Origin of the sequence: Glutamicibacter sp. PAEs-4 (assembly GCF_051161755.1) — a bacterium.
GTDB classification, from domain to species: domain Bacteria; phylum Actinomycetota; class Actinomycetes; order Actinomycetales; family Micrococcaceae; genus Glutamicibacter; species Glutamicibacter nicotianae.
Map to the genome: position 1 here is coordinate 2,461,686 of NZ_CP195017.1, position 21,937 is coordinate 2,483,622.

Annotated in this window: 24 protein-coding genes and 3 tRNA genes; 15 read left to right on the plus strand and 12 right to left on the minus strand. The window is 60.7% G+C overall.

Going from position 1 to position 21,937, the window contains the following annotated elements:
- The first annotated feature begins 106 nt into the window (after positions 1 to 106).
- The 4 genes from ACR9WD_RS11630 (at position 107) to ACR9WD_RS11645 (ending at position 3,251) form a co-directional block, all read left to right on the plus strand.
- Positions 107 to 1,429 (plus strand): PspC domain-containing protein, encoded by a 1,323-nt coding sequence (locus tag ACR9WD_RS11630; protein ID WP_149597144.1) that lies wholly within the window; start codon positions 107 to 109, stop codon positions 1,427 to 1,429.
- Positions 1,430 to 1,441: 12 nt separating this feature from the next.
- Entirely contained in the window at positions 1,442 to 1,690 is a 249-nt protein-coding gene (locus tag ACR9WD_RS11635) for a hypothetical protein (protein ID WP_141356555.1), read from the plus strand.
- Positions 1,691 to 1,725: 35 nt separating this feature from the next.
- Positions 1,726 to 1,968 carry a PspC domain-containing protein gene (locus ACR9WD_RS11640; RefSeq protein ID WP_038992221.1) on the plus strand — a complete coding sequence of 81 codons (243 nt, stop codon included), beginning with the start codon at positions 1,726 to 1,728 and terminating at the stop codon, positions 1,966 to 1,968.
- A gap of 254 nt (positions 1,969 to 2,222) precedes the next feature.
- Positions 2,223 to 3,251 carry a 6-phosphofructokinase gene (locus ACR9WD_RS11645; RefSeq protein WP_038992222.1) on the plus strand — a complete coding sequence of 343 codons (1,029 nt, stop codon included), beginning with the start codon at positions 2,223 to 2,225 and terminating at the stop codon, positions 3,249 to 3,251.
- A 74-nt stretch (positions 3,252 to 3,325) separates the two neighbouring features.
- Here the strand turns inward: ACR9WD_RS11645 and ACR9WD_RS11650 are convergent, their stop codons facing one another.
- From ACR9WD_RS11650 to ACR9WD_RS11660, 3 genes are all read right to left on the minus strand, one after another.
- The gene (locus ACR9WD_RS11650; protein ID WP_121867132.1) at positions 3,326 to 4,408 is read right to left on the minus strand and encodes a YgfZ/GcvT domain-containing protein; all 1,083 of its coding nucleotides are present in this window, start codon (positions 4,406 to 4,408) and stop codon (positions 3,326 to 3,328) included.
- 2 nt (positions 4,409 to 4,410) lie between these two features.
- On the minus strand, positions 4,411 to 5,025 hold the full coding sequence (locus ACR9WD_RS11655) for an FABP family protein (RefSeq protein WP_190263827.1): 615 nt from the start codon (positions 5,023 to 5,025) through the stop codon (positions 4,411 to 4,413).
- Positions 5,026 to 5,291: 266 nt separating this feature from the next.
- Positions 5,292 to 5,960: a hypothetical protein gene (locus ACR9WD_RS11660; protein WP_038992227.1), complete on the minus strand. Its 669-nt coding sequence runs from the start codon at positions 5,958 to 5,960 to the stop codon at positions 5,292 to 5,294.
- A gap of 198 nt (positions 5,961 to 6,158) precedes the next feature.
- Between ACR9WD_RS11660 and ACR9WD_RS11665 the strand changes: the two genes are divergently transcribed.
- The 9 genes from ACR9WD_RS11665 to asd all read left to right on the plus strand — a co-directional run bounded on the left by ACR9WD_RS11665 (position 6,159) and on the right by asd (position 14,573).
- The gene (locus ACR9WD_RS11665) at positions 6,159 to 6,827 is read left to right on the plus strand and encodes a winged helix-turn-helix domain-containing protein (protein WP_073705886.1); all 669 of its coding nucleotides are present in this window, start codon (positions 6,159 to 6,161) and stop codon (positions 6,825 to 6,827) included.
- Between the two features lie 52 nt (positions 6,828 to 6,879).
- Positions 6,880 to 7,836, plus strand: a complete 957-nt coding sequence (gene mshD / locus ACR9WD_RS11670; RefSeq protein ID WP_121867134.1) for a mycothiol synthase — start codon at positions 6,880 to 6,882, stop codon at positions 7,834 to 7,836.
- A gap of 84 nt (positions 7,837 to 7,920) precedes the next feature.
- Complete coding sequence (locus ACR9WD_RS11675; protein WP_038992229.1) at positions 7,921 to 10,137, plus strand: RNA degradosome polyphosphate kinase; 2,217 nt, start codon at positions 7,921 to 7,923, stop codon at positions 10,135 to 10,137.
- On the plus strand, positions 10,137 to 11,144 hold the full coding sequence (locus ACR9WD_RS11680; protein ID WP_246857055.1) for an NUDIX hydrolase: 1,008 nt from the start codon (positions 10,137 to 10,139) through the stop codon (positions 11,142 to 11,144). The genes ACR9WD_RS11675 and ACR9WD_RS11680 overlap by 1 nt, the downstream gene beginning before the upstream one ends.
- Positions 11,145 to 11,283: 139 nt before the next feature.
- Positions 11,284 to 11,616 (plus strand): GNAT family N-acetyltransferase, encoded by a 333-nt coding sequence (locus ACR9WD_RS11685; RefSeq protein WP_066140787.1) that lies wholly within the window; start codon positions 11,284 to 11,286, stop codon positions 11,614 to 11,616.
- A gap of 109 nt (positions 11,617 to 11,725) precedes the next feature.
- Positions 11,726 to 12,535, plus strand: a complete 810-nt coding sequence (locus ACR9WD_RS11690; RefSeq protein WP_149597147.1) for a thymidylate synthase — start codon at positions 11,726 to 11,728, stop codon at positions 12,533 to 12,535.
- Positions 12,532 to 13,107, plus strand: a complete 576-nt coding sequence (locus tag ACR9WD_RS11695; RefSeq protein WP_149597148.1) for a dihydrofolate reductase — start codon at positions 12,532 to 12,534, stop codon at positions 13,105 to 13,107. Before ACR9WD_RS11690 ends, ACR9WD_RS11695 begins: the two co-directional genes overlap by 4 nt.
- Before the next feature lie 7 nt (positions 13,108 to 13,114).
- The gene (locus tag ACR9WD_RS11700; protein ID WP_038992232.1) at positions 13,115 to 13,342 is read left to right on the plus strand and encodes an NF038396 family protein; all 228 of its coding nucleotides are present in this window, start codon (positions 13,115 to 13,117) and stop codon (positions 13,340 to 13,342) included.
- Between the two features lie 112 nt (positions 13,343 to 13,454).
- A complete protein-coding gene (asd, locus tag ACR9WD_RS11705) occupies positions 13,455 to 14,573 on the plus strand; it encodes an aspartate-semialdehyde dehydrogenase (RefSeq protein WP_038992233.1) in 1,119 nt (372 codons plus the stop codon).
- An 84-nt stretch (positions 14,574 to 14,657) separates the two neighbouring features.
- Here the strand turns inward: asd and ACR9WD_RS11710 are convergent, their stop codons facing one another.
- The 7 genes from ACR9WD_RS11710 to ACR9WD_RS11740 all read right to left on the minus strand — a co-directional run bounded on the left by ACR9WD_RS11710 (position 14,658) and on the right by ACR9WD_RS11740 (position 19,840).
- The gene (locus ACR9WD_RS11710; RefSeq protein WP_149597149.1) at positions 14,658 to 15,182 is read right to left on the minus strand and encodes a GNAT family N-acetyltransferase; all 525 of its coding nucleotides are present in this window, start codon (positions 15,180 to 15,182) and stop codon (positions 14,658 to 14,660) included.
- Between the two features lie 43 nt (positions 15,183 to 15,225).
- Positions 15,226 to 16,287 (minus strand): UDP-N-acetylmuramate dehydrogenase, encoded by a 1,062-nt coding sequence (locus tag ACR9WD_RS11715; protein ID WP_149597150.1) that lies wholly within the window; start codon positions 16,285 to 16,287, stop codon positions 15,226 to 15,228.
- Between the two features lie 55 nt (positions 16,288 to 16,342).
- On the minus strand, positions 16,343 to 17,545 hold the full coding sequence (locus ACR9WD_RS11720; RefSeq protein WP_434922119.1) for an MFS transporter: 1,203 nt from the start codon (positions 17,543 to 17,545) through the stop codon (positions 16,343 to 16,345).
- 2 nt (positions 17,546 to 17,547) lie between these two features.
- A complete protein-coding gene (locus ACR9WD_RS11725; RefSeq protein WP_038992237.1) occupies positions 17,548 to 17,988 on the minus strand; it encodes a MaoC family dehydratase in 441 nt (146 codons plus the stop codon).
- A gap of 2 nt (positions 17,989 to 17,990) precedes the next feature.
- Positions 17,991 to 18,437 (minus strand): FAS1-like dehydratase domain-containing protein, encoded by a 447-nt coding sequence (locus ACR9WD_RS11730; protein ID WP_073705879.1) that lies wholly within the window; start codon positions 18,435 to 18,437, stop codon positions 17,991 to 17,993.
- A gap of 101 nt (positions 18,438 to 18,538) precedes the next feature.
- Positions 18,539 to 18,814: a hypothetical protein gene (locus ACR9WD_RS11735; protein WP_434922120.1), complete on the minus strand. Its 276-nt coding sequence runs from the start codon at positions 18,812 to 18,814 to the stop codon at positions 18,539 to 18,541.
- Positions 18,815 to 18,898: 84 nt separating this feature from the next.
- Positions 18,899 to 19,840 carry a DUF2797 domain-containing protein gene (locus ACR9WD_RS11740; protein ID WP_083586566.1) on the minus strand — a complete coding sequence of 314 codons (942 nt, stop codon included), beginning with the start codon at positions 19,838 to 19,840 and terminating at the stop codon, positions 18,899 to 18,901.
- Positions 19,841 to 20,080: 240 nt separating this feature from the next.
- Between ACR9WD_RS11740 and ACR9WD_RS11745 the strand changes: the two genes are divergently transcribed.
- Positions 20,081 to 20,857, plus strand: a complete 777-nt coding sequence (locus ACR9WD_RS11745) for a GTP pyrophosphokinase (RefSeq protein ID WP_052253876.1) — start codon at positions 20,081 to 20,083, stop codon at positions 20,855 to 20,857.
- 94 nt (positions 20,858 to 20,951) lie between these two features.
- On the opposite strand, the gene ACR9WD_RS11750 is transcribed toward ACR9WD_RS11745, so the two are convergent.
- Together ACR9WD_RS11750 and ACR9WD_RS11755 are read right to left on the minus strand one after the other, a co-directional pair.
- A tRNA-Met gene (locus ACR9WD_RS11750) sits at positions 20,952 to 21,028 on the minus strand.
- Positions 21,029 to 21,075: 47 nt separating this feature from the next.
- Positions 21,076 to 21,147, minus strand: a tRNA-Thr gene (locus tag ACR9WD_RS11755).
- 571 nt (positions 21,148 to 21,718) lie between these two features.
- Here ACR9WD_RS11755 and ACR9WD_RS11760 point away from each other — a divergent pair.
- Positions 21,719 to 21,790: transfer RNA gene (locus ACR9WD_RS11760), tRNA-Thr, on the plus strand.
- The last annotated feature ends 147 nt before the right edge of the window (positions 21,791 to 21,937 follow it).

Consider the following 21,937-nt stretch of genomic DNA (forward strand, 5'->3'; position numbering starts at 1 on the left):
CTTGGCGATTCTTCGCGGTTGATCACCGGATCTAGGGGCACCCCTAGGGGAAGTTCAGGGTATCCCCTCATAGCGCTGGACCCCGGCAACGCGAGAACATTGAACTATGAATAACGAAGGGTCTCAACGTCGTCGCGGCATATACGAACAGCTGCGCAAATCACCGGTCACCCGCCAGGACTCGCAGTGGCTCGGCGGCGTCGCAACTGGCGTGGCCGATTATTTCAAGGTCGATGTGGTCCTGATCCGCGGCATCTTCGTGGTGCTCGGTGTCCTCGGCGGCTTGGGCATGGTGCTCTACGGTCTGGCTTGGGCATTGCTGCCTGATGCCGCTGGAAAGATGCATCTGGAAAGTGCAGTGAATCGCAACTGGACCAGCGGCATGACCGGCGCAGTCATCATCTTTGCGTTTGGCATCTTCCCGGCTCCCTGGTTCCTGGATTCGCTGGCACCGATCTTGTGGCCCGTGGCAATTGTCGCGGCCATCGCATTCATCATCTTCAGCAGGAAAAACACCCGATTTGCGCGGCCGGACGGGGCCCGAAAGACGGCGCCAACCGGTACCAGTCCTGCCGCCTCGCCCAAGCCTGCCAGCAAGACCACGGCGCTGGAGCATCCATGGCGTGGAGATGGCACCCAGAGTTTCAATGCAAGCGCGGCGAACCGGTTCGCGGCCGGTAATCCAGATGCGCCAACCAAGGAGCACCCCATGAGTTCAGATGATTCTGGCCCCACACGCCAGCACGAGAATAGCTACTCACCAGATCCTGCATACACCAAGGCCTACAACCCCAAGGTGAATCGCAAGACGGTCAGCCACCCGATTCCGGGATGGCTCGGAACGACCGTCTTCGGCCTCACCGTGCTGGTGATCGCTGTGGTCATGCTGGCCGATTACTTGGATATCGTTGCTTTGCCTGGTTCGGGCTGGACGGTGGCCTTGGCTTGCGGACTGCTGCTGGTTGGGCTCGTCATAGTCCTGGCCGCCCTTTCCGGGCGCACCAGTGGAGGCCTCTTGGGCTTGGCAATTCCTCTGCTGGTGTTGACAGTGATCTTCTCTGTAACGTCCTTCGGTGATTCAACCCGCGGGTTCGTTCGCTCGGCAACCGGAGACGACAGCCAGTACAGTGCAGCATTCAGCAGCTCCACGGTAGACCTGACCCATTTGGGCACGATTACCAAGCCCACTACGGTAGAGATCGACTCCGTATTTTCCAAGCTGGACCTGCTCCTGCCGGAGAATGTTCCGGTGAAGGTACAAACCGAAGGCGCGTTCCTATCCGGCATGGACTTGGAGCTGCCTCAGGATCTGCGGACCTTGCCCGGCGATGCACCAACGCTGACCGTTGAAGTCGACGGCGCTTTTTCCTCCTTCTCCACCAGCGTCGATACTCCCACCATCCTGAACCCCAGCAACAAGGATTTCTAAGGACTGAGCTTCATGAATTCTTCTTCCACTCCAGCTAGAAAATTCCCTACCGGAACCTTGGTCTTCGGGCTGATCATGATCGTTGTCGCCCTGGCATCGCTCAGCCGACTGGTTCTGCAATGGAGTTTCGACATGCCGTTGTTCTTCATCACCATCGTCGCGTTGGCTGGTGTTGCCATGATCTTCTCCGGTCTGGCCGCGGCCGGCAAGGCCCGGAAATCCGCAGCTGAACCACCTCTGCCCACGGACCCCAACCTCTAAGTTTCCACGCTTTTCCAACTATTAGGAGTTATCTGATGGACGCATTCTTCAACTCGCTTCGTTCCATGCCGCTTCGCCGCGGACCAGGCCGCTTGGCCGGCGGCGTCGCCGGAGGCATTGCCGACAAGTTCGGATGGGATGTCACCTTGGTGCGCATTGCGCTGCTGCTTTCGTTCCTGCTCCCGGTCATGGGCATTGCCGCATATATTCTGGCGTGGATCCTGATCCCGGCACAGGACAACACCATCATCTTGCAGAACTGGCTGCGCAAATTCTAAGTTCTGGTCCCGACCGGCCAACTCGGCGAACGAGGCTTGGCGCCATGATCCGGCTAGGGCGGGTCTCACGCACATCCGTGACGTGAGACTCGCCCTAGTGGCTTTAAGCACGTACAATGGCACGCAGAGTAGATGCTCAATGGCGCGCGGATATTGAATGACATCCGAATGGAAATCCTTATTGTCGCAGCTATATCGGGAGCCTGCTTGCTCCAGCTGCTGCACAAGGCTTTCCCTTTACTAAGCGAGGGCCAATGCGCATTGGAATCATGACCTCGGGCGGCGACTGCCCAGGTTTGAACGCTGTTATCCGCGGAGCGGTACTGAACGGCATCAAAAGCTACGATTACGAGTTCGTCGGTTTCCGCGACGGCTGGCGTGGCGTCAAGGAAGGCGACTACTTTGATCTTCCCCGAACCGCTGTGCGCGGCATCGCCAAGCAGGGCGGCACCATCTTAGGCACCTCGCGCACGAATGCGTTCGAGGGTGATCTCGGTGGCGCCGAGAACATTTCCAAAGTCCTCAAGTCCAATGGCATCGATTCGCTGATCGCCATCGGCGGCGAAGGCACGCTCGCCGGCGCCCAGCGCCTCTGCGAGGCGGGCCTGCCTATCGTTGGCGTCCCCAAGACCATTGACAATGACCTGGACGCCACGGACTACACCTTCGGTTTCGATACCGCCAACCAGATCGCCGTCGAAGCCATTGACCGCCTGCGCACCACCGGCGACTCGCACCACCGCTGTATGGTCGCTGAAGTGATGGGCCGGCACGTGGGCTGGATTGCCCTGCACGCGGGCATGGCATCCGGTGCGCACGCCGTACTCATCCCGGAGGTATCCACCACCATGGAGCAGATCTGCCAGTGGGTGAACGAAGCCCATGAACGCGGACGCGCCCCATTGGTGGTTGTCGCCGAAGGCTTCGTGCCCGAAGGCATGGAAGAGGCCTTCTCGGTACGCGGCCTCGACTCCTTCGGCCGTGCTCGCCTTGGCGGCATTGGCGAGATGCTCGCGCCAGTGATCGAGGAACGTACCGGCATTGAAACGCGTGCAACGGTGCTGGGGCATATTCAGCGTGGCGGCGTGCCTACGGCTTTCGACCGTGTCCTTGCCACCCGTTTGGGAATGGCAGCTGTGGATTCCATTCACGCCGAGGCATGGGGAACCATGGTGGCATTGCACGGCACCAAGGTGCTGCGCGTGCCTCTGCGGGCCGCCTTGAACAACCTCAAGCGCGTGCCCATGGAACGCTACGAAGAAGCCGCTGTGCTCTTCGGCTGATCCTGGAGACGCAACAAGGGCGTGGGGTGAAATGCCTTGGAAAGCATTTCACCCCACGCCCTTGTCGTAGGCTTCTAGCCTTGGGGCGGAGTCCTCAGGAACCCGGTAAAGCGCCCAGCGACCTGGCCGGCATCGGTAGCCACAATGACTTCCTGCGTCGCCGGATAGCTCGTTTCACCATCAATCACGGCCAATTCCGCTTCCGGATCGACGTTGCGCTTGACCACGGCCAAGGCGATGGGCCCGGCTTCATAATGCAAGGTCGCGGAAGTAATCCGGCCTACCGTGCGTTCTCCCAGCTTCACTTCGGCGCCGGCGGCAGGCAACGTGTGCATGGAACCGTCAAGGTCCAAGAACACCAGTCGGCGCGGCGGGTGGCCAATGTTGTGCACGCGGGCAATCGTTTCCTGGCCCTTGTAGCAGCCCTTGTTCAAATGCACCGAGGTACGCAGCCAGTCCAGCTCGTGGGGAATGGTCTTGTCGTCGATCTCAGCGCCGAAACGCGGTTCCCACGCGGCAATGCGCAAGGCTTCGACAGCCATCATGCCGGCTAGTTCTTCGTCACCTACGGCTTCGGCCAGATTCTCCAGCTCCACGATGTGCAAGAACCATGGACGTTCCTTGCCTGGGTGGTCTTCGCGGGAATAGGCCCACCCGCCCTCGGTAATGCCTGGCCATGGGTTCTCCCAGACCAGCGATCCAGCGGTGCCGATCTTGCGGGTAGCTGCCAGCACGCCATAGCTGGAGGAAAGGTCATTGACCTCAACGCGTAGCATGAAGCGCATCGAGTTCAAGAACTGCTCCAACGCTGCCCCGGCGCCCGGTTCAACAATCAGCAGCAATCGGTCTTCGGCGGCGAGCACCTTCATCTCGTGCTCAATGCGACCCTGGACCGAAAGCAACAGCGCCTGGGTGCTGCCCCCTGGGTTCAGATGGGAAATTCGCTGGCTGCTGAGCGTATCGAGCCAGCTCTGCCGATCCTCGCCCCGAATCTCGACAACGTCGAAGTGGCTCAGATCGGCAACTGCCTGGCCCTCGGCGAGCTTGCGTGCTTCACGGGTCGGCGCGCCGTAGTGGGCTGCGACACCGGCATCAACACCGCCAGCTTCCACAGCCCCAGCGCGATCGAGCAGAACTGAACGGTATCCAGCGGCCATGATCAGTTCGCCGTCCCTTCGGCCGTGACACGCTTGAGCGCCGCGGAGGCGTGCGCCTGGAGGTCCATATTGCCCTTGGAGACATCCCAGCGCCAGAACAGCTCGCCATTGACCAGACCGTAGATGCGAGTGGACGATGCGTAAGCCTGGGCATTCTTGCTGCGCAGCAGGCTCTCGGTGGCAAGCTGAATACGCGGCCCATCAATCAGGCCGTAATACAGCTCTGAGATGCCATCAGGCCGGACGATATGCGCCTGGATCTTGAAGCCGTCCTCGGTGTGCAGCTTCTGCACATCGTCAGCCGAACGCAATACCGGGAAGATATCCCCCGGCACCATGCCAGGACCCGCATCGGCATCCTGCTGTTCGCGGTCCAGCGACCAGAATCCGGATTCAACCGCCAGGATGCGCAGCTTCGTGCCATCGGCTTCTGTCAACCAGGCTTCGCTGCGGTATTCAAGGTAAGGGCCGCCAAGGTCGCGGAAGATGACTTGCTGCCAGAAGTACTCGTCCTCGGCTTCGCCTTCGCCAAGACGGCCGGCACCTTCCCAGGTGCCAATGAGCCAAGCGAAAGGTACAAGTTCCGGGGTGAGGTCCGTAGGTATGTCAAAGGCCATGGACTACTCGCTCCTAATTTAGTTAGTGATGAAAAGAAAACAGCGCACACGTTGTTGTGTGCGCTGTTTCTACTTCTGGCCCTGGAAGAGGCGCTTCACTACCAGGCCCGCGAACCCGGCCATTCCGAGACCGGCGATCACTACAAGTGCCTGGAAGAAAATTTCGATTGCAAGGTAATTTTCATTCATGGCTTCATCTTAGCGTGCGAGCCCGGACAACTTCGACACGCGTGACGCAGCTTGCATCATATTTGAACCGCTCACCGTTAAATGAATGCCAGAACTTCCATCGCATACCAGCTGACAGCACCGCTCATCAGCAAGATGGCGCAGGCCAAGCCCAGGATTCCACTCAGATTGCGCACGCTGCGGCTGACCAAAGCCAAGGCGCGTAACGAACCAACCAGCAGTCCTGCCAGCAACCCGAGGATCGCACCCTGGTACCAAAGCAGATCCATGGGCAACGCACTGGACGCCGCGCCCAATGCGGCAGCGACCACCGGCGCAAGAATCATCGTCATCCGGTTCGGAAGTCGGGTTGCAGACACCGCGCCGGCCCCGAGCAGCGCGACCACGGTGATCACGGTCAACCCAAAGCCGTATGGCGCGTAAGCGCTGGCGGCCCAGGCAGAACCGAGCACGCCCAGGACAATGCCAGTGACACCGGAAACCACGCCGGCCAACCGGCCTTCGGCTTCTGCACCGCGCAATACTTGGCTGATAAATACCAGAAGCACGCCAACCGCGATGACTTCGACGCTATGTGACATCATCGACCCGCCCGGCAGGAACATGGCCAAGGCCGTGGCAGCCAACGAGCATAGCGCCAAGATGATGGTGATCGGCCATGGCGCATCGGAGCGAACCATGCGGGGCCACGTATAGGCGAAAATCAGCTGCAATACCGCGGTGAGCACACCCATCAGCCAGCTCATCGAATCCAGACTTGCGGCAATGACAAGCAGTGCTGCTGCAACGAGCCCACTGAATAAAACCTTGATTCTCAAATTCCGATTCCTGACGGTAATGTGTCCGCACTTGCGTGTTCACATGCGTGCTTCAACTGATTCATTCCTTATACTGTGACACGTAAAAGTGATTTTTTCGCAACTATCTGGCAGGAGGCAGACCGATTGGCTCACCTACTGCTCCTAAGTAATCATGCCGAAAATGCCGCTGAAGTTCTTCCGGCACTTGAACTGTTGATGCACGAGATTTCATTCTTCCCTGCAACCACAGAGTCGCTGAGCCAACTCCCGGAATGCGATGCGCTCATTCTCGATGCCCGCACCGATCTGATTCCGGCTCGCTCTTTGGCACAGCTCTTGCACGCCAACTTGAATCTCCCCTTGCTGCTGGTTGTCAGCGAGGGCGCACTGGGCATTTTGAATTCGGACTGGCACGCGACGGATTTCCTGCTGCCTTCCGCGATTCCTGCCGAACTTGATGCACGCATCCGTCTGATGCTCTCACGCGCATCGGCGCCTGCCCAGGCGCAGGTCGAGCCCGAAAGCTCTTCGGGCCTGCGCATCGATGAGTTGAGCTACACCGCCCGTATCGATAACCGCATGCTGGACCTGACATACAAAGAGTTTGAACTGCTCAAGTACCTCGCGCAGTTTCCCGGTCGGGTCTTCACCCGCGAGCAGCTGCTGCATGAGGTGTGGGGCTACGACTACTACGGCGGCACCCGTACCGTTGACGTGCATGTGCGCCGTTTGCGCGCGAAACTCGGCACCGATCATGAGCAGCTCATTGGAACGGTGCGCAACGTCGGCTACCGCTTCCACACCGAATCATAACTTTCGGATAACTCCTACCCACTTCCCACATTTTGCGACTATCGTGAAATGCATGAGCGAACTGCCACAGAACACTGTTTCCATTCAGCACGTCCCCGGTGAGCTTGATGAACGGGTGCTGTCCGACGTGCGTCAACTAGCACTCGATGCGCAGGAAGCCGATGGCAATCCGCCGTTGAGCGATCAGACCCTGGTGGCCTTGGCAGCCGATGAGTCAAACGGAAATCTAATTGCACTGCTCGCTGAAGCCGGTGAAGGTGCGGATTCCACGTTGGCCGGTGTGGCTGTCGCGGTTCGGGAATCCGAGGAGCACCCTTGGGTCCTGGAACTGGTGGTCCACCCTGAGCATCGTCGGGCCGGTATTGGCCGCGCCCTGTTGGGCAAGCTCGGCGAGCTGCTGGACCTCTCGCAAATCCAGGCGTGGGCGCACGGCGACCACGAGGCGGCCAAGAAGCTGGCCGCCGGCGTAGGACTGAACCGCGTACGCGAGCTGTTCCGGATGCGCCGCGAAGGCACCGATTATTTGGAAGAATCCCCGATTGACCGCCGCATCACGGTTCGCACGTTCCGGGTTGGCGAGGATGAGCCGCAGTGGCTGGAAGCCAACGCCAAGTCCTTCGCCCACCATCCCGAGCAGGGCTCGCTGACCCTCGACGACCTCGAAGCACGCATGTCCGAGGACTGGTTCGATCCAACCGGCTTCTTCCTCGCATTCGATGCGGAGGAGAATCTGCTCGCCTACCACTGGACCAAGATCCATCCTGCCTCCGCTGACGCGGCACGTCCCACCGGCGAAGTCTATGTTGTCGGGGTGGTTCCCGAGGCGCAGGGACTGGGCTTGGGCCGTTCCTTGACCACCACCGGCGTCAACTACCTGCTTGAATTGGGCGTTGATGCGGTGATCCTGTACGTCGATGCCGATAATGAGGTAGCGGTGAAGCTCTACCGCTCGCTGGGCTTCACACTTTGGGATGCCGACATCATGTACGGTCCGCAGAAGATAGACTAGGGGTATCGGCAGTTCCGATTATTTCGGGACTGCCACTAGCGGTGTCTTTAGCGTCCACTTGCAGGAAAGAAGTGAGTTCAGCAGATGAATAGCTACCCCAAGGAAACTGGTACTCAACTACGCGATGTCCCTTCTTCGAAAGTCAACGAGGACCGCATAGAACCTGCCGATTCGCTGCCGGACTTGCATCCTGATGGCGGATTCAAAAATGAACGTTTCCTTGACCGCGAGCTCAGCTGGCTGCACTTCAACGCCCGTGTACTGGAACTGGCCGAAGACACCGATCTGCCATTGCTGGAACGTGTGAACTTCCTGTCCATCTTCGCCTCGAACCTCGATGAGTTCTTCATGGTTCGCGTTGCCGGGCTGAAGCGCCGCATCCACGCAGGACTGGCAGTGCCAGCGGCAAACGGCATGAACCCGGTAGACCAGCTGGAGCTGCTGCTCTCCTCGGCCCACGCACTGCAGACCCGCCACGCCAAGGTCTTCGCCGACTCGGTCTACCCGGATTTGACCGAGCAAGGGATCCGCATCACCACATGGGAAGACCTTTCGGCCTCCGAACGAGAACTGCTTTCCAAATGGTTCGTTTCCCAGGTGTTCCCGATACTCACCCCGCTGGCCGTTGACCCCGCCCACCCGTTCCCCTACATTTCCGGCCTCTCGCTGAACTTGGCTGTGGTAGTCCGCAACCCATTGACCGGCAAAGAACTCTTCGCCCGCTTGAAGGTGCCGGACACCATCGCCCGCCTGATCAGCATCGACGGCACCCGCGCTGCGCACTCGTCGCTGCGCACCGCCCGCTTCATCCCGCTCGAAGCGCTCATCGCGGTACACCTGGAGCTGCTGTTCCCCGGCATGGAAATCGTTGAGCACCACTTCTTCCGCGTTACCCGCAACGAAGACCTGGAAGTTGAAGAAGACGATGCAGAAAACCTGCTGCAGGCGCTGGAGAAGGAATTGCTGCGCCGCCGCTTCGGTCCACCGGTTCGCTTGGAGGTCGCCGATGACATCAACCCCGAAATCATGGAACTGCTCACGCGCGAACTAGGTGTGGAAGAGGACGAGGTCTTCAAGCTTCCCACCCCATTGGACCTGCGCGGCCTCGGTGTCATCGCATCGCTGGATCGTTCCGAGCTGCACTACACCAAGCATGTCGGCCATACTTCCAACTACCTGAACGAATCGGAAACTGCCAAGGCCGCCAATGTGTTCGCGGCCGTACGCCGCCGCGACATCCTGCTTCACCATCCCTATGATTCCTTCTCCACCAGCGTGCAGGCCTTCCTGGAACAGGCCGCAGCTGACCCGAAGGTCATGGCCATCAAGCAGACCCTGTACCGCACCAGCGGCGACTCGCCAATTGTCGATGCGCTGATCGACGCGGCAGAAGCCGGCAAGCAAGTCCTGGCCCTGGTGGAAATCAAGGCGCGCTTCGACGAGCAGGCCAACATCTCCTGGGCTCGCAAGCTGGAGCAGGCCGGAGTGCACGTGGTCTACGGCATCGTTGGCCTGAAAACCCACTCCAAGCTCTCCCTGGTGGTTCGCCGCGAAGGCGACAAGCTGCGCCGCTACTGCCATATCGGCACCGGAAACTACCACCCGCGCACCGCGCGCTACTACGAGGACTTCGGCTTGCTCACCTGCGACGACGAGGTTGGCGAGGATATCTCCAAGCTCTTCAACCAGCTCTCGGGCTACGCCCCGCGCTCGACATACAACCGTTTGCTGGTTGCTCCGCGTTCGGTACGCACCGGACTGCTGGCGCACATCGAGAAGGAAATCGTCAACGCCACCGCGGGCAAGCCGGCGAAGGTCGTCATCAAGGTCAACTCGATCGTGGATGAAGCCATCATCGATGCGCTGTACCGGGCCAGCCAGTCAGGCGTCAAGGTGGAAGTCATTGTTCGCGGCATCTGCGCCCTGCGCCCGGGTGTCCCCGGACTGAGCGAGAACATCGAAGTGCGTTCCATCCTTGGCCGTTTCCTTGAGCACAGCCGCGTGTTCATGTTCGAAAATGGCGGAGATCCACTGGTGTACATCGGCTCCGCCGACATGATGCACCGCAACCTGGACCGGCGCGTGGAAGCCCTGGTTTCGCTGCGCAACCCGGAAGACATCGATCGCATGATCACGCTGCTGGCCCGCTACATGGATGACAAGACCGCTTCCTGGCACTTGAACTCCGATGGAGAATGGATCCGCCATTACCAGGACGAGGATGGCAAGCCGCTCTCCGATGTCCAGTTCTGGCTAGTAGAAGAACATGCCCGCCGACGGAACAGTGGACGTAACAGCTAGTGAACGAATCAGAGCTGCGCGATACCCGCACCAGGGCTCGTGACATCATCCGATCCGCAGACGCCGAGGAAATCCGCCTTGGCGAATACGACATCGTGGCTGCCGGGGCGATCCCCTGGAGGCTGAAGGACGGCAAACTGCAAGTTCTCTTGATCCACCGTCCCAAGTACGACGACTGGTCCTGGCCCAAGGGAAAGCTGGACCAGGGCGAATCCATCGCAGAGTGCGCGTTGCGCGAGGTCCGCGAGGAAATCGGGTTGCGCATAACCTTGGGCATCCCGCTTTCGGCCACTGCCTACACAGTCGGGCAGAAAACCAAGGTCGTCTACTACTGGGCGGCCAAGACCGATCCGCAGACGGTGATCGAACCCGACGGCGCAGAATGCGACGAGACGCGCTGGGTCAGCCCCAAGAAAGCTGCCAGGATGCTGTCCGCGGCCACCGACAACCAGCCGCTGGACGACCTGGTGCGGGCCCATGACGCTGGCGTGCTCGATACGCACCCGGTGCTGATCGTCCGCCATGCCAAGGCCAAGCCGCGTGGCAAATGGACGCGCGCCGAGGGCGACCGCCCGCTGGCGGCGACCGGACGGCGCCAAGCGCAGGCTGTTTCGCGGATGCTCGAAGCGTGGAAGCCTATGCACGTGGCTTCTTCGCCGTGGATGCGTTGCGTACAGACGATTACGCCCTACGCAGCCTTGCACGCGTTGAGCCTCAAGAGCATCAAGGCACTGACCGAACATGCTGCCACGCGCAAGCCTGAGCGAGCCCGCAAGGCCGTGCAGAAGCTGTTCGACAAGTACCGTTCCCAGGTCATTTGCACGCATCGGCCGGTGCTGCCCTTCGTACTGGAGGTCCTCGCAAAGAACTCCACCGCTGAACTGGCCCAGGCGCTGCCGGATCAAGATCCCTATTTGGAACCAGGATCCTTGATCGTTGCACAGCAGGTCCAAGCCGGCAAGCCGCGCATCGTCTCATTCGAGATCCACACGCCGTACCACGACTAGCCTCGGCGGCCGCTGCCCGTCCAATGCATGCCGTGCATAGGTGTTCTCTCATGGCTTGGCGCAACCCGTTGCATCTGGCTCCGATTAGGGATAAGACTGTAAATAGGACACACGTCACAGCCGAGAATGAGGTAATGCCATGACTGCCAAGCAGCCGCACCAGCCAGTCGAGAAGATTGTGCACCATGGCCTGCGTCTGGATCACGACGCGAGCCGTGGCCGCTATTCTCTGTGGCACGGTTCCACTTTCGTCGGCTTCCTCGGCTACCACGAAGAAGACGGGATCGCCACGATTCAGCACACCATCGTCAATGAGGAATTCGGCCGCCGCGGATATGCTCGTGCCCTGGTGACCCTGGTTCTGGACAAGTTCCGCGACGAAGGGCTGAAGATCATTCCCGAATGCAGCTACGTCCAGGACTACCTGCACCGCTACCCGGAATACAACGACATGGTGGTTTCCGCCAGCTAGCCTCGAATGCGAGCAGGGTCATCCTTGCGCCTTGTTCCGGCAGCATCCTGAGTGATCTAAACTGGAACGTGTGAATAAGCCAGCGCCGACCACCAGCACGACAGGTATGATGACGAGTTCAATAGCGACCCCCTATGAAGATCTGCTTCGAGACGTGCTGGAAAACGGTGCCTCCAAGGAAGACCGCACCGGAACCGGAACCCTGTCGGTATTCGGCCGCCAGATCCGCTTCGATCTGAAGGATTCTTTACCGCTGATCACCACCAAACGGGTGCACTTCAAGTCTGTGGCTGCCGAGCTCCTGTGGTTCCTGCGCGGCGAGTCCAACGTGAAGTGGCTGCAGGACCAAGGCGTTCGTATCTGGAACGAATGGGCTGATGAGACCGGCGAACTCGGCCCGGTCTACGGCGTCCAATGGCGCAGCTGGCCAACTCCCGACGGCGGCCACATTGACCAGATTTCCCAGCTGGTCGACTCGTTGCGCAACAACCCTGACTCCCGCCGCCATATCGTCTCGGCGTGGAACGTCGCAGAAATCCACAACATGGCGCTGCCGCCATGCCACGTGTTCTTCCAGTTCTACGTCGCCGAAGGCAAGCTCTCGTGCCAGCTTTACCAGCGCAGTGCAGACATGTTCCTGGGCGTGCCTTTCAACATCGCCTCCTATGCCCTGCTCACCCGCATGCTGGCGCACCAGCTCGACCTGGAACCAGGCGAGTTCATCTGGACCGGCGGCGACGTGCACATCTACACCAACCACTTGGAACAGGTAAAGGAACAGCTCTCCCGCGATCCCTACCCATACCCGACGCTCAGCTTCAATTCCAAGCCAGAGTCGATCTTCGACTACACGCTGGAAGATTTCAGCGTCAACGACTACCAGCACCACCCGACCATCAAGGGAACCGTAGCCGTATGACCTCCAATCCGCGCCACGCGCACGAAGCGCAACCGCTAATTGGCGCCATTTGGGCCCAAGCCGAGAACGGCATCATTGGCGCTGGCGGTGCTATGCCATGGCATGTTCCCGAGGACTTGGCCCATTTCAAGCGCACCACCGCAGGCCATCCGGTAATCATGGGCCGCACCACATGGAACTCATTCCCGGCGAAGTTCCGCCCCCTGCCAGGCCGCACCAACATCGTGCTGACCACTCAGGCCGATGCCCATGGGCAACTGAGCGAGGATGGCGCAGTACCCGTCTCGAGCCTGGAAGAAGCCGTTGCCCTGGCACAGCGCAGCGAAGGCGGCGAAGAAGTCTGGATCATTGGCGGCGGCAAGGTCTACGCACAGGCACTGGACCTGCTGGACCTCGCAGTGGTCACCAAGCTTGATGTCTCCCCCGAAGGAGACACCTCTGCACCCGCGCTCACCGCCGACTTCGCTCTGGGTGCTTGCGATCCATCCCAAGAATCGGAAGCTGCCCGTTGGCATACTTCCTCCACCGGTACCCGCTACCGCTTTGAAACCTGGCTTCGCCAAAAGGACTAGAACGACCATGAAAAAATACATCGGAGAGCTCAAGCAGCACCCCGAGGCACTCTTCATTCTCGGATACATGCTCTTCCCGCTGCTGGCATTGGTAGTGGCCGTACTCGGCTTCTTCATGGTTCTGGGCGGCCACAAGATTTTCGGACTGATCCTATTGCTGGTTCCCACGCAGATCTTCATCTTCTCGGCGATGTGGGCGATCAAGAACCGCAAGCTGCTGCTTGAGGAAAAGTAAAACTTTCGCTGTACCGAATCACACCTGAACCCTGCTGGGGCTTGGGTGTGATTCTGCTTTAACTCTTGTAACGAACCGGGCTCTGCCCGATCATCGCACCTACCATGGAGACATGACTTCATCTGTTGGTTTTGTAGGTTACCGAGGCATGGTTGGATCCGTGCTGATGCAGCGCATGCTCGACGAAGGCGATTTTGCCCAGATCGACCCGGTATTTTTCTCGACTTCCAATGCTGGCGGCAACGCCCCGGCATTCGCTGAGGGCTCCGGCCCGCTGCAGGACGCGTTCGACATTGACACGCTGTCGAAGTTGCCGATTATCGTCACCGCCCAGGGTGGCGACTACACAACCAAGGTCCACACCGAGCTGCGCAAGTCCGGCTGGGACGGCCTGTGGATCGACGCCGCATCCTCGCTGCGCATGAACGATGATTCCGTCATCGTCCTGGACCCGGTCAACCGCTCGGTGATCGACGAATCACTGGCCGCTGGCACCAAGGACTACATCGGCGGCAACTGCACCGTCTCGTGCATGCTCATGGGCTTGGGCGGGTTGTTCAAGAACAACCTGGTCGAGTGGGGCACCGCGATGACCTACCAGGCCGCTTCCGGCGGCGGAGCCCGCCACATGCGCGAACTGCTCACCCAGTTCGGCGACATCAACGCATCGGTGGGCAGCGAACTGGCTGACCCGGCAAGCGCCATCCTGGAAATCGACCGCAAGGTCCTGGAAACCCAGCGCGGAAACCTCGACGCTTCCCAGTTCGGCGTACCGCTGGGCGGCTCGCTGATCCCATGGATCGACGCGGATCTGGGCAACGGCCAGTCCCGCGAGGAATGGAAGGCAGGCGTTGAGACCAACAAGATCCTGCAGACTTCCGGCGACCAGCAGATCATCATGGACGGACTGTGCGTCCGCATTGGCGCCATGCGTTCGCACTCGCAGGCACTGACGCTGAAGCTGAAGGAAGACCTGCCGGTCTCCGAAATCGAGTCGCTACTGGCAGCCGACAACGAGTGGGCCAAGGTCATCCCGAACGAGAAGGAAGCGACCGTGGACCAGCTGACTCCGGTCGCGGCTTCAGGCACCTTGGACATCCCGGTAGGCCGCATCCGCAAGCTGGAAATGGGCCCGGAATACATCTCGGCCTTCACCGTCGGCGACCAGCTGCTGTGGGGCGCAGCGGAGCCGCTGCGCCGCATGCTCGCTATTGCCCAGGGCCGCCTCTAGCCATCCCTGAAGCGCAAACCATGGCACACAGCCCGGAACAGGATTTCTGTTCCGGGCTGTGTGCCATTTTCCTGCAGGTGAGCGCTAGCGGGCCAACTCATTCCTGAGCAGCGAATAGATCAGCTGGTCATGCCACGCACCGGCACGCCACTGCGCTTGCCGGATTACACCCTCGCGGGTGAACCCCAGCTTCTCCAGGCACCTCTGCTCAGCCAGGTTTTCAGCGGCTGTCGTGGCCTGAATCCGATGCCGCGGGTAATGGGAGAACAAGTAATCGACAAGCAACTCCTGCGCTCGGGTGCCAAGGCCCAGGCCGCGGAACTCGGCAAAGATGCCGATGGCGATTTCCCAGCAGGCAGAGGTGTTGGCCCGGCCCCACGACGTGACGGTGAACCAATCGGCTTTGCCGATGACCTGCTCTCCCAGGCAAACTGCCAGCGCACCGTCAGCGCTGCCGATCATCTGGTCTTGGGCCACGCGGTTGCGCAGCTTGCTGGTATCCCAGAAGCCGAACCATTGGGCTTCGCCGGCGCCCTGGACGGATTGGAAGTTCACCTCCAGCAGGTCGATATCTGCTGGACAGAGCTTTCGCAGGGATACTTCCGCCACGGCATTCCTTCCTTGCCCCGGCAACCGCCGGGAAGCATTTCACCTAGAGCACTTCGCCAATCAGCAACGGCTCGTTGACCAGTTCAATTCCAAAACGTTCCTGCACGCCGGCACGTACTGAGCGGGCGATGGCCAAAATGTCCTGGGCAGTGGCTTCCCCGCGGTTGGTGATGGCCAGCGTGTGCTTGGTGGACAGCGAGGCGCGGCCATCGGCGAGCGCGAATCCGCCGGTCCCCTCCAAACCGTAGCCCTTGGAGAAACCGGCCTGGTCGATAAGCCACGCAGCGGACAGCTTCACGAAGCCGGCTTGTTCCACCGGGTAGTTCGGGGCGTTCGGCGGAAGCTTGTCCAGGACGCTGGATTCAACGATGGGGTTGGTGAAGAAGGAACCGGTGGAATGCGAGTCAGCGTCCTTGATATCAAAGACCATGCCCTTGGAACGGCGCAATTCGAGCACTGTTTGGCGCACTTGGAGCGCGTTGGCGCGGTCTCCCGCTTCAACCCCGAGCCGGCGGGCCAGCTCTGCGTAGCGGATCGGAGCCGATTCGTTCTCGCGGGCCAGCAGGAACGCCACCTCGAGGACCACATAGCGCGGGGACCCATTGGTGCTGGTGCGCTTGATGAGCGACTCCCGGTAGGCGAATTCAAGCTCGGCGTTATCCAGCTTGAGCACCTGGTCGCTCTCGCGGTCATAGGCGCGCACCCACGCCAAGGTCTGGGACACGTCTGCACCGTAGGCTCCAACGTTCTGCACCGGGGTGGCACCGGTGCACCCTGGGATGCCCGAGAGCGCTTCCAGCCCGCTCAGGCCCTCAGCCAAGCTGTATTCAACGGTCGTGTCCCAGTTCTCGCCGGCTGCGGCACGCAGCAGCACCTTGCCATTCGGCTGCTCGTCCAGGTGCAATCCACGGGTGGCAATCTGCACGGCAACACCCGGGAAGCCCTCATCGGAGATCACCAGGTTGGACCCCCCGCCAATGAGCAGGACGTCCTGCCCTGCGGCATCCGCGGCGGCTACTGCGTGAGCCAGTTCAGCTTCGCTGGTTGCGGTCACCATTTGCCGGGCTGGCCCGCCGACGCGGGTCGTGGTCAGGTTCTTCAGCATTGCTTCAGTTTACTTTCCGTATGAGGAGGTAGGGGTGGGCTTCCTGCCCGGCCAGTTAGGCCTTGGGCTCGCCGCCGGCACGGCGTCCGGCGGCATTCGAGGACAGGCAGAAGGCCACAACCACCAGGATGGAGATGGAGCCCAGGGCCGGCAGCAGCCCGATGACTTCGGCCAGCAGACCCAGGAGGGGCGGGCCGCCGAGGAACGCGCCGTACCCGATGGTGGACACCACCGAGACGCGGGTCGCGGCATGCACCGGATCATCCGAGGCAGCGCTCATGGCCAACGGGAAGGTCAGGGCCACGCCCATGCCCCAGATGGCCAAGGCCACGAAGGCCAGGGGCAGATTGTTGCCGAAGGCGAAGAGCAGCACGCCAACCAGCGCGCTGATGGCGCTGGCACGGATCATGAAAACCCTGCCCATCCGCAGGATCAAATCGCCGGAGAGCAGGCGGGTCAGGGTCATGGCGGCCACGAAGACGCCGTAGCCGATGGCGCCCACGCCTTCATTCGTCTGGTATCCGTCCACCAGCGCCATGGCCACCCAGTCTCCGGCAGCGCCTTCGGCCAGGGCCATGCCCAGCACCAGCACGCCCAGGAGCACGGTCTGCGGTTCGGTCCAGGCCTTCTTCAGCGAGGACCCGTTGCTGCTGGTGCGCGGGGTCCGGCTGAAGTCTTCGCCGAAGAATCGCGCGCTGAACAGCACCGTGGCGATGATGACCAGGCCCATGAGGCCGTAGTGGTACTGCAGCGGGATCTGCAGGCGTGCGCCCAGCGCGCCGGCACCGGCGCCGATTACCGTGCCAATGGAGAAGAAGCCGTGCAGGGCAGGCATGATGCTCTTGCCCAGAGCCCGTTCCATGGCCGCGCCTTGGACGTTGGAGGCGACATTCCATGAGGCGGTGCCCAGTCCCTGGGCGAAGAGGAAGATGCCGCAGATGACGGCGCTGCCGAAGATCCCGGCACCGACGCCGACGAGGATCAGCGAGCCGCCGGCCAGGGTCGCGGCGATGCGCATGACGCTGGTGGCGCCCAGCCGCAGGACCAGCTGCCCCGAGACCGACACGGACAGGAAGGACCCTGCGCTCAGGCACAGCAGCAGCAGGCCGACACTGGCGTGGTCTAGCGCCAGGGCGTCGCGCACCGCCGGCAAGCGCGAGACCAGGGCCGAGATCAGCAGGCCGCTGGCCAGGTAGGCGGCCATCAGCGCATTGCGCCACTGGGTTGCCGGCCGCTGCGCATCACCTGGAAGCTGCATGCCTAGAGCTGCACCACTGCCTGGCACTTGAGCAGCACCTTGGCTCCATCGGCCGAGACTGCCAAGTCGATGCGGGCGGTGCGGGCTTCGGCGTCCAAGGCGCCGACCTTGCCTTCCACCGAGATGGTGGTGCCTTCGTGCTCCGATGGGTTGGAGCCTTCCGGGTCCTCGACGACGACCGGCTTGGTGAAGCGGGTCTGGTAGTCGATGATGGCGCCCGGGTTCCCTACCCACTGCGAGACCAGGTCGATGACCGAACCCATGGTGAACATGCCATGGGCGATCACCGAAGGCAGTTCCACCTCCTTGGCGAAGCGCTCATTCCAGTGGATCGGGTTGAAGTCGCCCGAAGCTCCGGCATAGCGAACCAGGTCCGCGCGGTTGACCTGCACCGTGTGCGATCCAATGACCTGTCCCTTTTCGAGGCTGTCGAATTCAATCATGCTTAGTCCTCAGCTCGTACCAGTAGCGATGAAACGGTGGTGGCGATCTTCTCGCCGGCCGCGGTGGTGATTTCGGCGCGGGTGGTGATCATCGCGCCGGCGCCCATCTCGCGGACCTGGTCCACGTAGAGCTCGGCGAGCAGTTCATCACCCGCCACGATCGGTCGGTGGTGGGTGAATCGCTGGTCGGCATGCACCACGCGGGAGAAGTCGATGCCGCTGGCCGGGTCGGAGATCAGCTGCGCATCGGCCCGCTGTGCGATGATGATTGCGAAGGTCGGCGGGGCGACAACGTCGCTGTAGCCCAGCTTGCGGGCTGCCTGCACGTCGTAGTGCGCCGGGTTGGCGGCTTTGGTGGCGGCGGCGAATTCGCGGATCTTCTCGCGGCCTACCTGGTAGGACTCGCCGGCAGGGTAGATGCGCCCTACCAGGTCAGGGTTGATGCCCATGGGTTCTCCTGAACGTTGTTGGACGTGGCCGGGCGTGGATGCCGCCGGATACGAAATCCGGGCGCAGCTGCCCGGTCACACTGTGGAATTCTTGCGGGAGCCTAGTTCTGCCCGTCGGAGGGGCGCTTGTTGTTCCGTGGTGCGGCAAGGCCATTCTCGATGCGCCACTGGCGTGCGTCCTTGGCCCGGACAACCAGGCTGGCGATGTGGCAGAGCATGCCGATGACCATGATGCCGATCGCGGTGTAGACCGTGGGCAGGGACGGAATGTTGGCGCCGATGATGGCCAGGATGATGCCCACGCCCATGATGCCCATGGCGGCGAAGACGAGCTTCTTGTAGCGCGGCGAGGCGGATTCCCAAGGAGTGTTGGTCATGGCTCAAGTCTAGTTCAGCCCGGGCCGGGAGCGCTCATTGCCGCCGGGGCATTTCCGCGTGACTCCCCCGACAGCATTCTGGTCTCAGAACAAGGCGGATTGCTCTTCCTTGAAGTCCCCGCGCTGCTCCACCACCGCGACCTCGCGGGTTTTCAGCTCGGCGGCATCCAGCACGCGCAGGGTGGTGCCATCGCCGCTGTCGGCGAGGATGCTCTGTCCCAGCACGCCGCGGATGCGCAGGTTCACGGTGCTTCCGGGCAGGGCCGTGGTCCAGGCATGCAGCGCATGCGCATCCCAGGCGCCAATGACTGGGCGGGCGAAAGCCGGCTGCTCCCACAGCTCGTCGCGCAATTGCACGCCGTAGGCCTCCAAGCCCCGCTGCGCGCCGAGGAAGTCCCGGGCCCTGCCTGCTGCGTCGGCGTTGATCTGATCAAGCTGGGCGTAGTCCAGTTCCCAGCTAGCCAAGCCCTTGACCTTGGACTTCTGCCTCACCTGCTGGCTCAGGCCCACATGCTCGGTGACCAGGTCTTCGAGCACCCGGATGGCCGCCCCGTCGTTGGCGCGGGCGACATAACGCGCAATGACCGCGCCCTGCTGCGCCAGCCGGGTCCACTTGCTACTGGTCGAGGTGGTGCCGACCTTGGTCGCGCCGTGGGCGAAGCTGGCTATATACAAGAAGTGCGGCTGTTCCAGGTACTTGCGAAGGCCTTCGGGGGCTTCGCCCGTCTTGTGGAAATGGTGCATGAACTTCGACTGGTCCAGCCGGCGGCAGCTCTCGCATTGGGTACCGGTGCGCAGGGCCTGGTTCTTGGGGCACGGCAGCGTATTGCGCGAGCCGTCGGCCTTCATCGTGATGTAGCCCAGGCAGAACTTCAGTTCTCCGATCTCCAGGGCCAGTGAACGCCCCGCTTCCAGGTACTCGGTACCCCAGGTTTCACCGCTGCGCAGCCGGAGCATCGGGGCGGGTTCATGTTCTGCGAAGCTGATGCCGTGGCATAGCTGCCGGGTAGCTGAAGCGAATTCCATCAGGACCTTTCTGAAGTTTCCCCTCCCAACGATAGTTCACCGCAGATGGCCAGGTCCGGCGGACAGGTTGGCCGATACACAAAGTCCGAAAGTTAGCTGAACAAATTCCCGATTGGTTCTGGCCTAATTCTTAGGAGATGCCCGTAGGCTGAAACTGCACCGGAAACGTACCGCGGGCCGGGCCACAATCTGTTGAGGTGATCCAGGATTTCTGTCCCATTTGATGACGAGACGCGTGCAGTGGCAATCTCAGCTGCTGGAACTACCCCTTCCCCGGCTGAGTTGCAGCGATTGACGAAGGCCTTCCACCATGATTTCCAGCGCTTCATGATGGAATACCAGTTTGCGGTGGACGAAGTACTGACCAAGGTCTCGATCTTGCGCGAAGAGTTCTTGTACTTGCACAAATACAATCCAATCGAACATGTCAGTTCCCGGGTGAAAACTCCGGAGAGCATCATGCGCAAGGTTGCCCGCCGGAATATCGCACCGTCTCTTACTGCCATACGCGAGAACCTCAGCGATATTGCGGGTGTGCGCATCACCTGCAGTTTCGTCAAGGACATCTATAAGGTCCTGAACACCTTGACCGCTCAAAATGACCTGAAGGTCATCCAGATCAAGGATTACATCAAGAACCCGAAGCCTAGCGGCTATAAAAGTGTTCATGCGATTGTGCAAATTCCGGTCTTCTTGTCCGACGGCCCTGTCGACGTTGTAGTGGAGTTGCAGATCCGCACCATCGCCCAGGACTTCTGGGCAAGCCTGGAACATAAGATTTTCTACAAGTACGAGGGCGAGGTTCCAGAGCATCTGGTACAGGAGCTCGCCGATGCGGCAGCTGTTGCAACGAAACTCGATATGCAAATGCAACGGTTGCATACCGAAGTACACGGCCATGATGCCAATGACCAAGCAGGCCACGAGGCGACTTTCGATACGAAGGCCTTCCAAGGACTGCTGTCGCTGGCACAGCAAGCCAGCACCAGAGGCCCCGAAAAGTGTGCCGACAACTAAGCCTTAATGGCTTTAGCGCTCAAGGTCCGCTGAAGACCGTTTCGAACCCGGAAACCAAAAAAAGATCCTCAGCCGAAGCTGAGGATCTTTGATTTGGTAGCGGCGCCGGGACTCGATCCCGGGACCTCACGATTATGAGTCGTGCGCTCTAACCAGCTGAGCTACGCCGCCACAAGTGAGAAACAATCCAGTAGAAGCCAAGAAAGCTTCTCACTCAGAGCCCCCTGCCGGAATCGATCCGGCGACCTCGTTCTTACCAAGAACGCGCTCTACCACTGAGCTAAGGGGGCAACGAGTAAATACTCTACACGCATTTCCCGGCAAAGAAAAATCGGCAAACCGATCTGGAAAGCGCCCGGAGATTTCCATAAAACTGCTAGTCAAAACGGTTTTAGCGAGACCTTGAAGGCAATCAGGGACGAAGGCTGGGACAAAAAGTGTTCTGGTGACGATGCTCACTGGGTTGCCCCTCGCAGTCAATCGCCGCTTCGCTCAGGCTTACAGGATAGAGTTCCGCGCCGAATTCCCTTGAGGCAGCCGGCAAATCTTCCAACACAAATACTCCAGAAGAGAACACTCCCCCTACCCCCCGAACTCCAGGGCCACGGGTCGTCCGGAAGGGTGCGCGACATCCGGCTGGGTGCGCGACATCCGGCTGGGTGCGCGACATCCGGTGGGTGAACTCTCCACCACGTGCGGCAACCGGAATTCAGTGGCATGAAGGCAAGCTATTGCGGGCGCAGAATCCCCCTAGGTTCACCGACGTCCATTTCCGCCTTGATTAGGAACATTGTGATGTCAGCAACAAATCCCCGGCAGATTTTGCAAACCTCGAAAACCTGTGTAAAGTATTTACCTGTTGCCCCCTTAGCTCAGTGGTAGAGCGCGTTCTTGGTAAGAACGAGGTCGCCGGATCGATTCCGGCAGGGGGCTCGAAATGAGAGAAGCAATCTGGTTCCAGATTGCTTCTCTTTTCGCTTATCTACCGCTCTCAGTGCCCCATCGCGCGGCCATCGCTTCAGCCTGCGCCCGCGCTGCTTCGCCAGTTATCTGCCACGCCCTTTTTCCCAGATTCCGGAT

Excerpts from the sequence above, each read along its gene's own strand:
- ACR9WD_RS11630 (WP_149597144.1), top strand. The coding sequence starts at position 107 with ATGAATAACGAAGGGTCTCAACGTCGTCGCGGCATATACGAACAGCTG.
- ACR9WD_RS11635 (WP_141356555.1), top strand. The coding sequence starts at position 1,442 with ATGAATTCTTCTTCCACTCCAGCTAGAAAATTCCCTACCGGAACCTTG.
- ACR9WD_RS11640 (WP_038992221.1), top strand. The coding sequence starts at position 1,726 with ATGGACGCATTCTTCAACTCGCTTCGTTCCATGCCGCTTCGCCGCGGA.
- ACR9WD_RS11645 (WP_038992222.1), top strand. The coding sequence starts at position 2,223 with ATGCGCATTGGAATCATGACCTCGGGCGGCGACTGCCCAGGTTTGAAC.
- ACR9WD_RS11650 (WP_121867132.1), bottom strand. The coding sequence starts at position 4,408 with ATGGCCGCTGGATACCGTTCAGTTCTGCTCGATCGCGCTGGGGCTGTG.
- ACR9WD_RS11655 (WP_190263827.1), bottom strand. The coding sequence starts at position 5,025 with ATGGCCTTTGACATACCTACGGACCTCACCCCGGAACTTGTACCTTTC.
- ACR9WD_RS11660 (WP_038992227.1), bottom strand. The coding sequence starts at position 5,960 with ATGAGCTGGCTGATGGGTGTGCTCACCGCGGTATTGCAGCTGATTTTC.
- mshD (WP_121867134.1), top strand. The coding sequence starts at position 6,880 with ATGAGCGAACTGCCACAGAACACTGTTTCCATTCAGCACGTCCCCGGT.
- ACR9WD_RS11675 (WP_038992229.1), top strand. The coding sequence starts at position 7,921 with ATGAATAGCTACCCCAAGGAAACTGGTACTCAACTACGCGATGTCCCT.
- ACR9WD_RS11685 (WP_066140787.1), top strand. The coding sequence starts at position 11,284 with ATGACTGCCAAGCAGCCGCACCAGCCAGTCGAGAAGATTGTGCACCAT.
- ACR9WD_RS11690 (WP_149597147.1), top strand. The coding sequence starts at position 11,726 with ATGACGAGTTCAATAGCGACCCCCTATGAAGATCTGCTTCGAGACGTG.
- ACR9WD_RS11695 (WP_149597148.1), top strand. The coding sequence starts at position 12,532 with ATGACCTCCAATCCGCGCCACGCGCACGAAGCGCAACCGCTAATTGGC.
- ACR9WD_RS11700 (WP_038992232.1), top strand. The coding sequence starts at position 13,115 with ATGAAAAAATACATCGGAGAGCTCAAGCAGCACCCCGAGGCACTCTTC.
- asd (WP_038992233.1), top strand. The coding sequence starts at position 13,455 with ATGACTTCATCTGTTGGTTTTGTAGGTTACCGAGGCATGGTTGGATCC.
- ACR9WD_RS11715 (WP_149597150.1), bottom strand. The coding sequence starts at position 16,287 with ATGCTGAAGAACCTGACCACGACCCGCGTCGGCGGGCCAGCCCGGCAA.
- ACR9WD_RS11720 (WP_434922119.1), bottom strand. The coding sequence starts at position 17,545 with ATGCAGCTTCCAGGTGATGCGCAGCGGCCGGCAACCCAGTGGCGCAAT.
- ACR9WD_RS11725 (WP_038992237.1), bottom strand. The coding sequence starts at position 17,988 with ATGATTGAATTCGACAGCCTCGAAAAGGGACAGGTCATTGGATCGCAC.
- ACR9WD_RS11730 (WP_073705879.1), bottom strand. The coding sequence starts at position 18,437 with ATGGGCATCAACCCTGACCTGGTAGGGCGCATCTACCCTGCCGGCGAG.
- ACR9WD_RS11735 (WP_434922120.1), bottom strand. The coding sequence starts at position 18,814 with ATGACCAACACTCCTTGGGAATCCGCCTCGCCGCGCTACAAGAAGCTC.
- ACR9WD_RS11740 (WP_083586566.1), bottom strand. The coding sequence starts at position 19,840 with ATGGAATTCGCTTCAGCTACCCGGCAGCTATGCCACGGCATCAGCTTC.